Origin of the sequence: Hymenobacter aquaticus (assembly GCF_004765605.1) — a bacterium.
GTDB lineage: Bacteria > Bacteroidota > Bacteroidia > Cytophagales > Hymenobacteraceae > Hymenobacter > Hymenobacter aquaticus.
Window position 1 is genome coordinate 563,164 of sequence record NZ_SRLC01000001.1, and the last position, 14,179, is coordinate 577,342.

The 14,179-nt window shown below is 62.0% G+C and carries 14 protein-coding genes and 2 tRNA genes; 10 read left to right on the forward strand and 6 right to left on the reverse strand.

From position 1 onward, the window contains the following. Window positions 1–46 precede the first annotated feature (46 nt). From E5K00_RS02290 to E5K00_RS02300, 3 genes are all read right to left on the reverse strand, one after another. Window positions 47–787 carry a hypothetical protein gene (locus tag E5K00_RS02290; RefSeq protein ID WP_135461275.1) on the reverse strand — a complete coding sequence of 247 codons (741 nt, stop codon included), beginning with the start codon at window positions 785–787 and terminating at the stop codon, window positions 47–49. Between the two features lie 407 nt (window positions 788–1,194). Then, window positions 1,195–1,266 (reverse strand) — tRNA-Glu (locus tag E5K00_RS02295). A 21-nt stretch (window positions 1,267–1,287) separates the two neighbouring features. Then, window positions 1,288–1,359 (reverse strand) — tRNA-Glu (locus E5K00_RS02300). 321 nt (window positions 1,360–1,680) lie between these two features. Between E5K00_RS02300 and gap the strand changes: the two genes are divergently transcribed. The 3 genes from gap to E5K00_RS02315 all read left to right on the forward strand — a co-directional run bounded on the left by gap (window position 1,681) and on the right by E5K00_RS02315 (window position 4,151). Continuing rightward, window positions 1,681–2,688 (forward strand): type I glyceraldehyde-3-phosphate dehydrogenase, encoded by a 1,008-nt coding sequence (gap, locus tag E5K00_RS02305; RefSeq protein WP_135461277.1) that lies wholly within the window; start codon window positions 1,681–1,683, stop codon window positions 2,686–2,688. Window positions 2,689–2,786: 98 nt separating this feature from the next. Further along, window positions 2,787–3,683, forward strand: coding sequence for a diacylglycerol/lipid kinase family protein (locus tag E5K00_RS02310; RefSeq protein WP_135461279.1), 897 nt, complete (start codon window positions 2,787–2,789; stop codon window positions 3,681–3,683). A gap of 117 nt (window positions 3,684–3,800) precedes the next feature. Continuing rightward, complete coding sequence (locus E5K00_RS02315) at window positions 3,801–4,151, forward strand: translation initiation factor (RefSeq protein WP_135461281.1); 351 nt, start codon at window positions 3,801–3,803, stop codon at window positions 4,149–4,151. Window positions 4,152–4,196: 45 nt separating this feature from the next. On the opposite strand, the gene kdsB is transcribed toward E5K00_RS02315, so the two are convergent. Next, the gene (gene kdsB, locus E5K00_RS02320) at window positions 4,197–4,955 is read right to left on the reverse strand and encodes a 3-deoxy-manno-octulosonate cytidylyltransferase (RefSeq protein WP_135461283.1); all 759 of its coding nucleotides are present in this window, start codon (window positions 4,953–4,955) and stop codon (window positions 4,197–4,199) included. 259 nt (window positions 4,956–5,214) lie between these two features. Between kdsB and E5K00_RS02325 the strand changes: the two genes are divergently transcribed. The 6 genes from E5K00_RS02325 to E5K00_RS02350 all read left to right on the forward strand — a co-directional run bounded on the left by E5K00_RS02325 (window position 5,215) and on the right by E5K00_RS02350 (window position 11,500). Continuing rightward, entirely contained in the window at window positions 5,215–6,180 is a 966-nt protein-coding gene (locus tag E5K00_RS02325) for a DPBB and LysM peptidoglycan-binding domain-containing protein (RefSeq protein WP_167856720.1), read from the forward strand. Between the two features lie 158 nt (window positions 6,181–6,338). Continuing rightward, the gene (locus tag E5K00_RS02330; protein ID WP_245328189.1) at window positions 6,339–7,106 is read left to right on the forward strand and encodes a TIGR02757 family protein; all 768 of its coding nucleotides are present in this window, start codon (window positions 6,339–6,341) and stop codon (window positions 7,104–7,106) included. 137 nt (window positions 7,107–7,243) lie between these two features. After that, a complete protein-coding gene (locus E5K00_RS02335) occupies window positions 7,244–7,798 on the forward strand; it encodes a hypothetical protein (protein ID WP_135461287.1) in 555 nt (184 codons plus the stop codon). A gap of 9 nt (window positions 7,799–7,807) precedes the next feature. Next, window positions 7,808–8,485, forward strand: coding sequence for a hypothetical protein (locus E5K00_RS02340; protein ID WP_135461289.1), 678 nt, complete (start codon window positions 7,808–7,810; stop codon window positions 8,483–8,485). Window positions 8,486–8,596: 111 nt separating this feature from the next. After that, the gene (locus E5K00_RS02345; RefSeq protein WP_135461291.1) at window positions 8,597–11,020 is read left to right on the forward strand and encodes an endonuclease MutS2; all 2,424 of its coding nucleotides are present in this window, start codon (window positions 8,597–8,599) and stop codon (window positions 11,018–11,020) included. Window positions 11,021–11,023: 3 nt separating this feature from the next. Next, entirely contained in the window at window positions 11,024–11,500 is a 477-nt protein-coding gene (locus E5K00_RS02350) for a hypothetical protein (RefSeq protein WP_135461293.1), read from the forward strand. A 287-nt stretch (window positions 11,501–11,787) separates the two neighbouring features. Here E5K00_RS02350 and E5K00_RS02355 read toward each other — a convergent pair whose 3' ends face one another. Next, window positions 11,788–12,213: a hypothetical protein gene (locus E5K00_RS02355; RefSeq protein WP_135461295.1), complete on the reverse strand. Its 426-nt coding sequence runs from the start codon at window positions 12,211–12,213 to the stop codon at window positions 11,788–11,790. A 154-nt stretch (window positions 12,214–12,367) separates the two neighbouring features. Continuing rightward, the gene (locus tag E5K00_RS02360) at window positions 12,368–12,967 is read right to left on the reverse strand and encodes a hypothetical protein (protein WP_135461297.1); all 600 of its coding nucleotides are present in this window, start codon (window positions 12,965–12,967) and stop codon (window positions 12,368–12,370) included. Between the two features lie 556 nt (window positions 12,968–13,523). Between E5K00_RS02360 and E5K00_RS02365 the strand changes: the two genes are divergently transcribed. Continuing rightward, on the forward strand, window positions 13,524–14,123 hold the full coding sequence (locus tag E5K00_RS02365) for a porin family protein (protein ID WP_135461299.1): 600 nt from the start codon (window positions 13,524–13,526) through the stop codon (window positions 14,121–14,123). The last annotated feature ends 56 nt before the right edge of the window (window positions 14,124–14,179 follow it).

The following is a 14,179-nucleotide window of genomic DNA, read 5'->3' on the forward strand; positions in this document are numbered from 1 at the left end:
GCGGATAAAAAACGGGAAAACGGGCCGCCCGTGCCGGGCTGCCCGCTTAGCGCAGGGTGTTGTAGTAGCGGGCTACCTGCACGAAAGCCTCTTCCTGCCGGCTCTTGCTAAAGCTCAGCTTTTGGGTGCTCAGGTACTGGCGCACTTCTTTTTTGCGGTCGGCCAGCGCCGCCAGCAGGGCTCCTTTGCTGGCAATGGGATAAAACTGCCCGCCTTTTTCCAGGTAGAACCGGTTAGCTTCCTCAAACTCGGCCTCCACGCCCGTCGGCGTCAGCTTTTCCAGTAGTTTCTTGCTGCGCTTGGCCAGCACCCGCACGGGGCCGTTCAGCAGCACGTCGTAGTAGCCGGTACTCAGGGCGCCTGCCGTCGGGCCGCCGCTCACGATGCGCACGAACGTATGCCGGTTGACCGTGAAATAGCTCACCTTCTCGTTGACGAGCTTCAGCTTCAGCGGCGTCTGCGGAAACTTCAGCACCACCTGGTCTAAGCGGGTATCATATAGCAGCGGCACTTGCTGGTAGAGCGCGCCATTGTAGAAGATAGCGCCCACCTGCTCGTCGGGTGATTGAAAGAACTGGTGGCCTTTCACCAGCCGGTAGCTTTTCTCGTAGCCCGTGTATTCGGTGCCACTGTATAAATGCGGATTTTCCTCCGGCGGCAGCATCTGCCGGCTGGCCAGCCGGGCGGTGGCCGCCGCCAGAAAGCTGGAGTCCGGGGCTGGCGTCTGACCAGCCGCCTGGTGGGCCGCCAGCAAACTGAAAAAGGCGAAGCTGTAAAGTCGGGGCAAGGGCTTCATCGGGGCAAATAGGCGTGTAAACCGGAGTAGGAGCGGGGCGGAATAGAATAACAGCTTATAAGGTAGAGCGCGAATAGGGATGTTTCGCTATGCGCAAGCTAATAGTGCAATACTTTGTGGGTTGTGTTATATAAAGTGCGGGCGCAGCTTACGGTTCAGTTGCTAGGCAAAAGAAACAAAAGCCGGAAAAAAGCTGCTTGCCGCCTTGGCTCTCGCGCGTGGTAAGCTGGGCAGCCCGGGCACCTGAAACTTCTGTCCCCGCCCGCCTGACCGTTTCTGGCTCTTGTTGGTTGCATCGGGGCACGACCCAACAACCGAATAGCAGAAACACCGGAAAAGAAAAAGGCCCTCTGGAGCTAACCAGAGGGCCTTTTTGTAGTCAAAACGATGACTTAATGTAGTCCGTAGGGGAATCGAACCCCTGTTGGTAGAATGAAAATCTACTGTCCTAACCCCTAGACGAACGGACCAAGTATCAAAACGGAGAAGAGTAGTCCGTAGGGGAATCGAACCCCTGTTGGTAGAATGAAAATCTACTGTCCTAACCCCTAGACGAACGGACCAGATAACTAGCCAACCCCGTTTTGATGCTGCAAAGATAGATAGGGGAACCATGCAGACAATACCCCCGCCAAAAAAAAATGGACCTGAAAGGCAAATTCGCTGATATTCAGTTTGAAAAATTGTACCGCTGCCGTCGTTGAAAAAGCCGGCGGGGCGCTTTGGAAGCCAGCCGCCCCACTTTAGCCGGTTTGTCATTGCCGGAGCGGGCAGGGTATTTTCCTGGGGTAGATATTGATTTGGCGAAGTTGGCCGGACCCGGTACCTTCGCTCCGCGTTTTCACTCGGTCCCTCGGGGCCGTTAAACCCCATCTCCCTTTATTATGGCTAAAATTAAAGTCGCCATCAACGGTTTCGGCCGGATCGGCCGCCTGACGTTCAAGTCGCTGCTTGGCCGCGACAACGTGGAAGTTGTAGCTATCAACGACCTGACCGATAACAAGACTCTGGCGCACCTGCTGAAGTATGACTCGGTACACGGCCGCTTCGACGGAACCGTGACCTACGACGAGGAAAGCCTGACGGTAAACGGCCAGCGCATCGCCGCCCTGGCCGAGCGCGACCCCAAGCTGCTGCCCTGGGGCCAGATGGGCGTGGACGTGGTGCTCGAATCGACCGGCCGCTTCGTGGATGAGGCGGGCGCTGGTCAGCACATCACCGCTGGCGCCAAGAAAGTTGTGATTTCGGCTCCCGCTACCGGCAACATCCCGACGGTAGTGCTGGGCGTAAACGAAGATATTCTGACCGGCGACGAAACCATCATTTCGAACGCCAGCTGCACCACCAACTGCCTGGCCCCGATGGCCAAGGTCCTGGACGAGGTGTTCGGCATCGAGAAAGGCTACATCACCACGGTGCACGCCTACACCTCGGATCAGAACCTGCAGGACGCTCCTCATAAGGACCTGCGCCGCGCCCGCGCCGCCGCCTACAGCATTATCCCCACCAGCACCGGCGCTGCCAAGGCCGTTGGTCTGGTGTTGCCCACGTTGAAAGGCAAGCTCGACGGCCTGGCCATGCGCGTGCCCGTGCCGGATGGCTCGATGACCGACCTGACCGTAGTGCTGAAAAAGGAAGCTACCAAGGAGCAGATCAACGAGGCTCTGAAGTCGGCCGCCAACGGTGCCATGAAAGGCATCATCGAGTACGCCACCGACCCGCTGGTGAGCATCGACATCGTGGGCAACCCCCACAGCTGCATCTTCGACTCGGAGCTGACGGCCGCCAGCGGCACGCTGGCCAAGGTTATCGGCTGGTACGACAACGAAACCGGCTACAGCACCCGCACCGCCGACCTGATCCAGAAGCTGGGTGAGGCCATGACCAAGTAATTGCGGACTACAGTTCGTTTTTTTGAGTGTAAAAAAGCCTGCCCGGTTGGGCGGGCTTTTTTTTCAACTTTTCCCGCCCCGTTGCGTTGTTGCCGTCTATGCCTGAGAAGCTGCGCATTTGCTTTCTGATCAACCCCAAATCGGGCACCAACCGGCGCCAGGACGTGCCCGCGCTGCTGACCCGCTACCTGGCCGCCGAGCCCGCCGTCGACTACGAAGTGCGCCTGACCCAGTACGCCGGGCACGCCGTGGAGCTGGCCCGGCAGGCCGCCGCCGAGGGGTTCCGCATCGTGGTAGCCGTGGGCGGCGACGGGACGGTGAACGAAGTAGGGCGGGGGCTGCTGGGCACCCGGGCGGCGCTGGGCATTCTGCCCCGGGGCTCGGGCAACGGGCTGGCGCGCCACCTGCGCGTACCCCTGGCCTTGCCCGCCGCCATCCGCCAGCTGGCCCGGCCCGACTTTCAGCGCATCGACGTGGGCCACATCAACGAGCACCCCTTTTTCTGCACGGCCGGGCTGGGCTTCGATGCCCACGTGAGCAAGTGCTTTGCCCAGGCCGGCACCCGCGGGCTGGGCACCTACGTGCAGGTGGCGCTGCGCGAATACCGCCGCTTCCGACCCACCCCGATTACGATGACGATGCAAGGCAAAACCCTGGAAACCAACTGCTACGTGCTGGCCTTTGCAAACGCGGCGCAGTACGGCAATAACGCCTACATTGCCCCGCTGGCCGATATCAGTGACGGGCTGCTGGATCTGTGCCTGATTGATGCCCTGCCGCTGCTGCGGGCCGTGCGCGTGAGCCTGGGCCTGGCGCTGGGCAACCTGCCGGCCTCGGGCGCGGCCGTGTACCACACCTGTAGCCAGGTGCAGGTGCGCACCGCCCAGCCGCTCGGCTTCCACGTCGACGGGGATTATGTGGGCGACGCGCAGCAGTTCGACGTCCGCCTGGAGCCCCTGGCCCTGGAAGTAGCGGTGCCCAAGGTGAAGTTGTGAAATAGTGAGATGGTGAGTTTGATGTTCAAATTGCGCAAAGCGGCGCCAGCCGAACATCAAACTCACCATTTCACCATCTCACCATCTCACCATCTCACAATTTCAGATCTTTGCCGGATGAAAGACGATAAGAACCGCCGCAGCCGGGAAGGCGTGGTGTACTCCACCAACTCCGATTTCGACTACCAGCACAGCAGCGAGGAGGAAGCCGAAACCCTGCCGCCCCAGCAGCAGAATCTGCGCGTGCAGCTCGATAAGAAAGCCCGGGGCGGCAAGCAGGTCACACTGATTACCGGCTTCGTGGGCAAGGATGCCGACCTGCAAAGCCTGGGCAAGCTGCTCAAAACCAAGTGCGGCGTGGGCGGCAACGCCAAGGACGGCGAAATCCTGATTCAGGGTGACTTCCGCGACAAAGTGCTGGCCGTGCTGCTGGAGCAGAAGTACAAAGCCAAAAAGGCCGGTGGATAGGAATCAAGATTTAAGATTGGATATAAGCAACTGCTCAATAGCACTTCAGCCCTCATTCTTAATTCTTAATTGATCCAACGCCCGCACCACGTCTTCCGGCGTGTCGATGCCCAGGGTGGCGGCGGTGGTTTCGGCGGTCTGGATGTGGTAGCCGTTTTCCAGCCACCGCAGCTGCTCCAGCGACTCGGCCAGCTCCAGCGGGGAAGGCGGCAGGCGGGTCAGCTCGGCCAGGATATCGGGGCGGTAGGCGTAGAGGCCAATGTGGCGCAAGTAGCGGTGGTGCTGCAGCCACTGCTCCTGCGGGTGGTTGCGCTGGTAAGGCAGGGGGTGGCGGCTGAAGTACAGGGCCTGCCCGCGGGTGTCGAGCACCACCTTGGGCATGTGGGGGCTAAACAGCTCCTCCCGCGTCTCGACCGGCTTCACCAGCGTGGCCAGCTGGGTGCGCGGGTCGGCTTCAAACAGGGCAATCAAGGCGTTGATCTGCTCGGGCAGGATAAACGGCTCGTCGCCCTGGATGTTGATGATGCAGTCGGCCGACGCGTCGAGCTGGCAGTAGGCGTCGAACACCCGGTCGGTGCCGCTGGGGTGGTCGGGCGAGGTCAGGAAGGCCTCGCCGCCGAAAGCCCGCACGTGGTCCAGAATCCGCTCGTCGTCGGTGGCCACCACCACCCGGCTCAGGCGGGCTAGGCGGGCCTGCTCCACCACGCGCTGAATCATGGTTTTGCCGCCCAGGTCGGTCAGGGGCTTGCCGGGCAGGCGGGTAGAAGCATAGCGGGCGGGAATAATGCCAATGGCGTTGAGCATAGCGGGAGGGCAAAAAGAGCGGGAATACAGCATCGAAAGTAGGCGAAATGTAGGCTTCTACCCAATATGGCGCTAAATTGGCTAGGCCGGCTGCTGGCACGCCCGGCGGGAGCGGCAAACCCGGCTCCGGCCAAACGGTACCCGTCGTAGCCAGTCTGCTCCAGGATTATTTATTTATCTTTCGGCTGCGTTTATGCTGCTGGCAGCGTGCCATCCGTCTCGTTTTTCGCTCGTTGCCTGTTTTTCGCGCCCTGTCCGTATGACCCGCTTTTCTTTGCTGCTTGCCGCCTGCGTGTTCGGTAGCCTTTCTGCTTCGGCCGCCGTTCGTCCCGTTCTCCTGCCCGATTCCATCGGGGTTGAATACCGGAATAATAAAGTTTTGATCAAGCACCGCGTCGCGCCCGGCGAAACCCTCTACGGGCTCAGCCGCCGCTACAAAGTGCCCGTCGACCAGATTGTGGAAGCCAACCCCAAGCTGGAAGGCACCCTCGTAACCGGCCAGATCGTGCTGGTGCCGCGCAACCGGGTGGTGATGAACACCACCGCCGCGGCCAAAGCCCCGGCTCCCCCGGCCGCTGCTCCCGCCGCCACCCGCGACCTGACCACCGACGCCCGGGGCAACAAAACCTACAAAGTGGAAAAAGGCCAGACCCTGTTTTCCATTGCCCGCCGCTTCAACACGACCCCCGACGCCCTGGCCCGGCTCAACAAGCTGCCCGACAACGCCGGCGTGAAAGTAGGGCAGGTGCTCATCGTGGTGCCCGCCGGCGGCAACGCGGCCCCGGAACCAGTCGTAGCCGCCGCGCCCGCCCCGAAAACCCCGGCCCCCACGAACCGCCCCGAGCGGGTCGAGGAGCCCGACCGGGACAAAGACCGGGAGGCCACGCCGGCCGCCGTGACGCCGGCCGCCCCGGCTAAAGAAGAAGACCGGGTGCCCGAGCGGGCCAGTGAGATTGTGCGCAAAGTCACGGAAGGCGGCCTGGCGGCCATCATCGAGGGCGGCGGCACCGACAAATACCTGGCCCTGCACAAAACCGCGCCGGTGGGCACCATTATGCAGGTGCGCAACATCATGAACGGGCAGTCGGTGTACGTGCGCGTGATTGGGCAGCTGCCCGACACGGGCGAAAACAGCAACATCCTGGTGCGCCTCTCGCGCCGGGCCGTGCAGAAGCTGGCCACCCCCGATTCGCGCTTCCGCGTGGAAACCTCGTACGTGCCGTAGCGGCGGGCTGTAGCGCGAACTTTGTAGTTCGCGTCCCCGCGCCGCCGCAACGATTATCACTCCGGCACGCGAACTACAAAGTTCGCGCTACTACCTTCAAAGGCCGTCGATACGATGGCCTTTGAAGTTTCTAACCTCGCTCTACCTCTCTGTTTTTCGTGGATTCCGCGCAAATTTCTAACATCCGGGCCGTGCTGGAAGAGCGTTACCAGCGCTACAACCAGCCGGGCTTTATCGAGCACGACCCTATCCAGATTCCGCACCGCTTCACGCAGCGCCAGGACGTGGAAATCAGCGGGTTGTTTGCCGCTTTGCTGGCCTGGGGCCGGCGGCCCACCATCATCAGCAAGGTGACGGAGCTGCTGCGCCGCATGGACGACGCACCCTACCAGTTCATTACCCAGCACCAGGACGAGGATTTGAAGGGCTTGCTCGGCTTCTGCCACCGCACCTTCTGCGACACCGACCTGCTCTACTTCGTGCACTGGCTGCGCTGGTTTTACGCCGACCATAGCACGCTGGAAGACGCCTTTTTGCGCGGCGCCACCCAGCGCGAGCGGCTGGAAAACTTCCACGACCTGTTCTTCAGCCTCGACGACGCTCCGCAGCGCACCCGCAAGCACGTGGCCACGCCGGCCCGGGGCTCGGCCTGCAAGCGGGTGAACATGTACCTGCGCTGGATGGTGCGCCAGGACTCCCACGGCGTGGATTTCGGCCTCTGGACCCGCCTGCCGATGGCCGAGCTGGTGTGCCCCATCGACGTGCACGTGGAGCGCCAGGCCCGGCAGCTGGGCCTGCTGCACCGCCCCGTCGTCGACTGGCGGGCCGCCGAGGAGCTGACCGAGAACCTGCGCCTGCTCGACCCCCACGACCCGGTGAAGTACGACTTTGCCTTATTTGGGCTGGGGGTGGAGGAAAAGCGGTAACTGTTAAGGCTTGAATTATGCGCGTATATACTGTTCGAGTGCTGCGAGGGTGGCTTACAGCTGGAATTATACTTGGGCTGCTACTGCTGGTTGGAGTCGGCATTTGGGTGATTAGCCTACTACCCAAGCAATCTGGTATGGGCCTGTTGCTGCTCATCTTGCTGTTCACCATGCCATGGCTGTTAGGCTACTGGCTTATCAAGAAGTTTGCGGTAAAAGAAATAGAGGTAACCGTTGGGCCTGATGCGCTGCAGATACACTCCGCTGACTCGGCTACCGCGCAGCATGTCCTCCTTAGCGAGATTATTTCGTACGGGTATCAGGAGTTCAACGATGCCAGGCAACTAGTGCTCCGGCTGCAGAGCGGAAAAAAGGTCAAGATCGGGCGGAATGACATGTGGGGCAAAGGTGATGACTTCTTGGCGTTGGTCCGGCATTTTGAGGACCAGCACGCTACTGCGGTGGCCGCTGGTGGAGCAGCTCATCATATTCAGCGCGAGAAAACTTTCTTCGAAAAGCCAGTGGCAAATGTGGTCGGCTGGGTGCTGGTAGCCGGGTTGGTTTATTTCAGCTGGTACCTATCCCAGAACGGTGTCAGGGACGGGAAATGGGGGGCTGTCTGCCTGATATACGGTAATGGGCTGGCCTATTGGGGGGCTTTATTTGCGGCCCGCAGCAAGAGCAACGCTTAATAGCCCCCCGTGGAAAATCAATTCGACTTGTTGCTAATCGACCAGCGCAAGGCCGGGTGGCTCACGTTGGGCTGGCTGGCCTTGGCCCTGGGCGCTATGCTGGGCCTGTTCTATTCCCTGTCCCACGCCAGCGGCGCTATGCAGCTGGTATGGCTGAGCGTGGCGGTGGGTACATTATATGGGTTGTTCCGGCTTGTTCAAGCCCAGACCCGCCAGCCCGCTCGTATTATCGTTTCGGAGGAGAAGTTGTCGGTACGAAACCGGGCTACCGGCCAGGAAATGCTCCTGCCGTTTGAGGCTATTGCTACGTGCCGTTTCGTGGTCGGCAAAGGAAGCCTGGGGCTTCAACTCAAGCTAAAAGATGGCTCCCGACTTTCCCTGGGTAGTAAAGACTATGTTCCGTTCAGCGCCATGGTGCGCCGGCTCAGGGCCAATACGGAACGTTACCAGCAAACGCATTCTGGCGCTGCGGCCGGGCAGTGGGTTGATGCGTACTGGGGCAGCCGGGTAGCCACCGTGTGGCTGGGTATCTATGCCCTGCTGCTGGCCGCTTTTGCCTGCTTCGCCATCTGGTATTATCAGTCGGCCGATGGCAGCGGCTCAGCCTTGTTCTTCCTCGTGCTGCTGATTGTAGGTTTTTTGCTGTATGTGGCCGGCTGGTATGCCACCCGCTCTCAGCGCCGCTAATACCTGCGTCTACATTTCTTCGCTAATTATTAACCCGCGCGAATCTTTCGCCTCGCCGCAGATGTTTACTTTTACACTCCTTCCCAATACCCTCAATACCCACTACCGAGTTTGATTCTTCCTTCTAATTTCGAGCAGAAAATCGGCTTCGCGCAGTTGCGCGAGATGCTGGAAAGCTTGTGCCTGAGTGCCCTGGGCCGCCAGTTCGTGGCCAAAATGCAGTTCCAGAGCAAGCACGACCAGCTGGAAAAGCTGCTGCTGCAAACCGACGAGTTCCGCGCCCTGCTGCTGTCGGGCGCCGACTTCCCCAGCCAGCACTACCACGACGTGCACCCCCACCTGGTGCGCGCCAGCCTGCCCGGCGCCTACCTCGACGTACCGGCGTTTTTCGCCGTGAAAATGTCGCTGCGCACCATCCGCCAGGCCCTGACGTTTTTTACCCACGCCGAGGAAACGCTGTATCCTACGCTGCGCCTGCTGGGCATCGGCGTGCAGGTCGACCGTAACCTGCTGGCGGCCCTGGACAAGGTGGTGGACGACGAAGGCCAGGTGCGCGACAACGCCTCGCCGCTGCTTTCCCAGCTGCGCCAGGAGCTGATCAACCGCCAGGGCATGCTGCGCAAGCAGATTGCCGGCATCCTGCGCCACGCCAAAACCGAAGGCTGGGTGCCCGGCGACGCCGAGCCCACCATCCGCGGCGGCCGCCTGGTGCTGCCCGTCATTGCTGAGCACAAGCGCCGCGTGAAGGGCCTGATCCACGACGAGTCGGCCTCGGGGCAGACGGTGTTTATCGAGCCGGAAGCCGTGTTCGAGCTCAACAACGACATCAAGGACCTCGAAAATGCCTACCAGCGCGAGCTGATCCGCATTCTGACCCACCTGACCGACCAGCTGCGGCCCCACATTCCGGATCTGCGCCGGGCCTACCAGTACCTGGGTTTGCTCGACTTCATCCGGGCCAAAGCCCTGCTGGCGGGCCGCCTGGAAGCTACGCTGCCCGTGTTGCACCCCCGCCCCCTGATTCAGTGGAAAAAGGTGCGGCACCCGCTGCTGTACCTGTCCTTCCGGGAGCACTTCAAGGATAACCCGCGCGAAGTGGTGCCCCTGGATATGGAGCTGAATCCCGACCAGCGCATCCTGCTGATTTCGGGCCCGAACGCCGGGGGTAAGTCGGTGAGCATGAAGACGGTGGGTCTGGTGCAGTACATGCTGCAGTGCGGCCTGCTCATCCCGGCCGGCGACGGTTCGGAGGCCGGCGTGTTCGACGATATTTTCCTCGACATCGGCGACGAGCAAAGCCTGGAAAACGACCTGAGTACGTACTCGTCGCACCTGCTGAGCATGAAGCAGTTCGTGACCCTGGCCGGCAAGCGCAGCCTGGTGCTCATCGACGAGTTTGGCACCGGCACCGAGCCGGCCCTGGGCGGCGCCATTGCCGAGGCCGTGCTCGACCAGCTCAACCGGGCCCGCAGCTTCGGCGTGATTACCACCCACTACACCAACCTGAAGAACTTTGCCGAGCGCACGCCCGGCATCGTGAACGGGGCCATGCGCTACGACCCCGAGCAGCTGCAGCCGCTCTACCGCCTCGAAATCGGGAAGCCGGGCTCGTCGTTTGCCATCGAAATTGCCCGCAAGATCGGCTTGCCCAAGCAGATTGTGGAGCGGGCCACCCAGCTCGTGGGCAAGGACAAAATCCGCTACGACCGGCTGCTGGAAGGGCTGGAAAAGGAAAAGGCCGACCTGGAGCAGCGCAACGCGGAAGCTGCCAAGGCCGAGCGCCGCATGAAAAAAGCCGCCCAGGAGTACCAGGACCTGCGCAAGCACCTCGACGAAACCACGCTGGAAGTGCTGCGCAACGCCAAGGCCCAGGCCAAGCTGCTGCTCAAAGACACCAACCAGCAGATTGAGGCCACCATTGCCGAAATCCGCTCGAACCAGGCCGACAAGGAAAAGACCAAGGACGCCCGGCAGAAGCTCGACACCTTCGTGCGCGAAAAGCTCCAGATGGAGCCGCCCAAGCCCAAAGCCAGCCGCGAAGCCGCCGACCCCAAAACCCTCAAGCCCGGCGACAAAGTGGCCCTCATCGGCCAGGATGGCTACGGCGAGCTGATCAGCATCAAAGGCAAAACCGCCGAGGTACTCTTTGGCGGCATGAAAACCATCGTCAAGGCCAGTCAGCTGGAAAAAGTGGGCCGGGCCGAAATCCGGGAGCGGGAGAAAAAGGCTGAAAAAGCCAGCTTCAGCTCCTCGGCCTCCCTGGGCATGGACCTGACCGGCCGCATGGCCAACTTCAGCCCCGTGCTCGACCTGCGCGGCGAGCGGGCCGAAGACGCCCTGCAAAAGGTCATGGCCTTCGTCGACGACGCGGTGATGCTGGGTATTCCGGAAATCAAGTTCCTGCACGGCCGCGGCAACGGGGTGCTGCGCCAGGTGGTGCGCGACTACCTGCACCGGGTGCGGGCTGCCGCCAGCGTCGCCGACGAGCACGCCGACCGGGGCGGGGATGGGGCCACCGTAGCCGTGCTGAAGTAGCCGATGTTTGTCAGCCAGCCCCAGCACTTTGCGTATCGCAGCAACCTGTCGGCCGAAGCCTTGCGCGCTTCGGCCGACGAGTTTATTGCCCAGCAGGGCGGCCCGCTACACCCGAACGTGTACTCCGCCAGCTGGCAATCGGCGACGGTACTTGAGCTAATGCCCAAGGGGGCCTTGCACGGACTCAAACATACCGGCCGGCAACGGGCCACGCTCGAGTTGCGGCCCGCTGCCACCGGCACGGAAGCACACCTGACCGTGTATCCGGCCACCTCCCTATCCACGCTGTTCTACGGCATCATCGTGGTGGCCCTGTGGTCGGGCTTTTCCTGTCTGCGGCACAGCCACTGCGTGCACGTGGGAATTAGCGCGGGCTTTGGCGTGCTAGGCACGGGCGCGCTACGGGTCCTGCACCAGGCCTCAACCAGGCTGCTGCGGCAGGATTTGGAACGCAGCTTCCAGCTCACGAAGCTTGCTTAGATAGACAACGAAGCTGTTCAGAAAATCGCCCGAAACTCGTTAGCCCGTCATGCAGAGGCGCAGCCGAAGCATCTCGCGTGCAGTGGTAATCAAATTACTTTGGCAACGTCAGCACGCGAGATGCTTCGGCTTTCGCCTCTGCATGACGTTCCTATTTCACTTTCTAGACAGCTTTCAGCACAAAAAAGGCGACTCCCGATTCGGGAGCCGCCTTTTTTGTGCTTGCCGCGGCGGAAATTACTCTACTGCCACGCGGCTAATCTGCGTCGATTCGGGCGGCTTCGGCCCTACGCGGTCCGCGTCTCGCGGTGGGCTTCCAGCTGGGTTACGAAGGCCGTCACCACCTCCAGCTCGGCCTCGGTGCGGACCTCGGCCAGCTCGGCCAGGGCCTGGGCGGCCCCCGAGGCCCCGCGCAGCGCCAGCTCCTTTTGCTGGGCCACGAGGCGGGCCTGCTCGGCCTCCAGCTCCAGGCGGCGGCGCGAGGTGCCGGCGGGCAGGTCGGCTAGCTGGTCGTTCACCCCATCGAGGCGGCTCTGCACGCCGATGAGGGTGTTTTTGGCGTTGTCGGCCCGGGTTTCGGCCTTGTCGCCGCGGTAGTCGAGGTTAATGTCGCGGTTGGTTAGGTCCTTGAGCAGGGCGCGGGCCGGGGTCAGGGCTTCGTCGCAGGCCGCTTTGGTGTCGAGGGCCGAAAAATCGAACGTGGGAACAGTCATAAATAGATAGAAAAGGGAAAGTGAATAACCGGTGCCGCCACCCGGCTGCACCCGGCCCACCGCCAGCGGTGGGCCGCCCTCCTAACGCAAACGCGCAGGGGTATTGTATTGCCGCTACGAAATATTCTATAACGGCAATACAATGCCGCCCGCGCTATGGCTGGGCCGTTGTATGGTCTGCCGCTCTGCCGTGGGGCGTGGCGCCGCCACTGGCTGCTCCGCCGCCCAGCACGGCCAGCTCGGCGCGCAGGCCGGCGCAGGCGGCTTGCAGCAGGCGGCGGTCGGCCTGGGCGAGCGGGCCGGTCCAGTGGCCGGCCTCCAGGGCAAAGCGCGGGTCGGCGGCCAGGGTGGCGGGGGCCCCGGGGCTGGCCAGCAGCGCCAGCCGGGCCTGGCCAGCCGCCACCCGGGCGTCGACGGCGGCCAGGGCGGCCTCGGCGCGGCGCAGGGCCTGGGTGGCCTCGTGGCGGCGGGCGGCCAGGGCCGGGAGGTGGGGTGGGGGGAGCGGGGCCCCAGCCGGGGCGAGCGGCGGCGCGGCGTGGCCGGGGTCGATGGTCAGGGCCCGGCGGGTAGGGGCGGGCAGGGCCGCCAGCAGGGCCGTGAGGGCGGCCTCGGCGGCGGCCGGCAAGGGGCGGGTGCCCGCCTCGGCCTGGGCCAAGCGGGAGCGGGTGGTGCCGAGTAAGGCGGCGGCCCCGGCCTGGGTGAGGACCAGGTAGCGGCGCAGGGCGGGCAAGGGGCCGGGACGGGGCAGGCGCATAGGCGGGGGGGGGGGCGCAAGTTGGGGAGGCGCAAATATAATTGCGCCCACCAAAATTGCGCCCCCCTAATCCTTATGATAGACTGTAGGAGAGCCAGGCTGAGTGGACAGGCCCGAAACATGCTCGGCATAAGGTTCTACGAAGCTGTTTGAGTTAAAGTACTGAAACTGTCAGTGCGGTGTAGAGACGCAATATGTTGCGTCTCCTCGTTGTTGAATCCGCTACCCTCAGATGCTAACTGTTCAACGAGGAGACGCAAAATAGTGCGTCTCTACCTCGTTCACGGCCAACTCAAACAGCTTATAAAAGTATCACTGTCCACACGCCCTGGGACGCATTTTCGTCTTAACTGACACTGAAGAACCGGCTGCCGTGGTGGAGGCCTGTACTAGCATTCTTGCAACAGCGGGGGGTAAATCACGCTAAGCTGCCTCCGGGGAGTTGTACAGGCTGTGCAGCCCGTTGCGCGGTACGCCCACTTGGCTGGGGAAATGGCACCGGGTATAGTATGAACAGTGCCGCGAGGAGTAATATTTTGTATAGGGCATCGTGTGGATGGATGGCGCACTTCATCTTGCACGCATGTCTAAATTATTTCTACCCTGCGCCATTTTGATTTTAGGAAGTATATCCTGTCAGGCGCAAAGCCCCCGCTTCGGCCTGAAAGCCGGCGTTAATTACAGCAACACCTACATTCCAAACGTCACCCGGCCCGACCGGATACTGGGCGTAGCAGCCGGCGGATTTGCCCAAGTAGCACTGTCGCAAGACGGATTCTTTCTGCTGCAGCCCGAACTGATGTATTCGGCCAAAGGCTCAGAGCAGCGTTTTCAGGGCAAAACGTATCAAGGCCGGCTCCATTATCTGGAGTTGCCGGTCTTGGCTAAAATCAATGCCGACGGGTTTGTGTTTGAAGCCGGCCCCCAGCTCAGCTACTTGCTGGCCGCTCGCAACGAAACGCCGGTCGGCACCTTCACCGACCTATCGGGGGCTAACCGATTGGTCGTGGGGGCAGTGGCCGGTGTCGGCTACCAGCTGCCCATGGGGCTGGGCCTCACCCTGCGCTATGCCAACGACCTGACCAGAATCAGTGACGCAGGGCCCCGCAGTTCCGTGTATCAGCTCCAAGCGAGCTATCTGCTCACCGGCAAATAAGCTACGCCACCAGGTATCTGAAAGGCCCAAGGCCCTCTACTGAAAGAGTGCCCTGG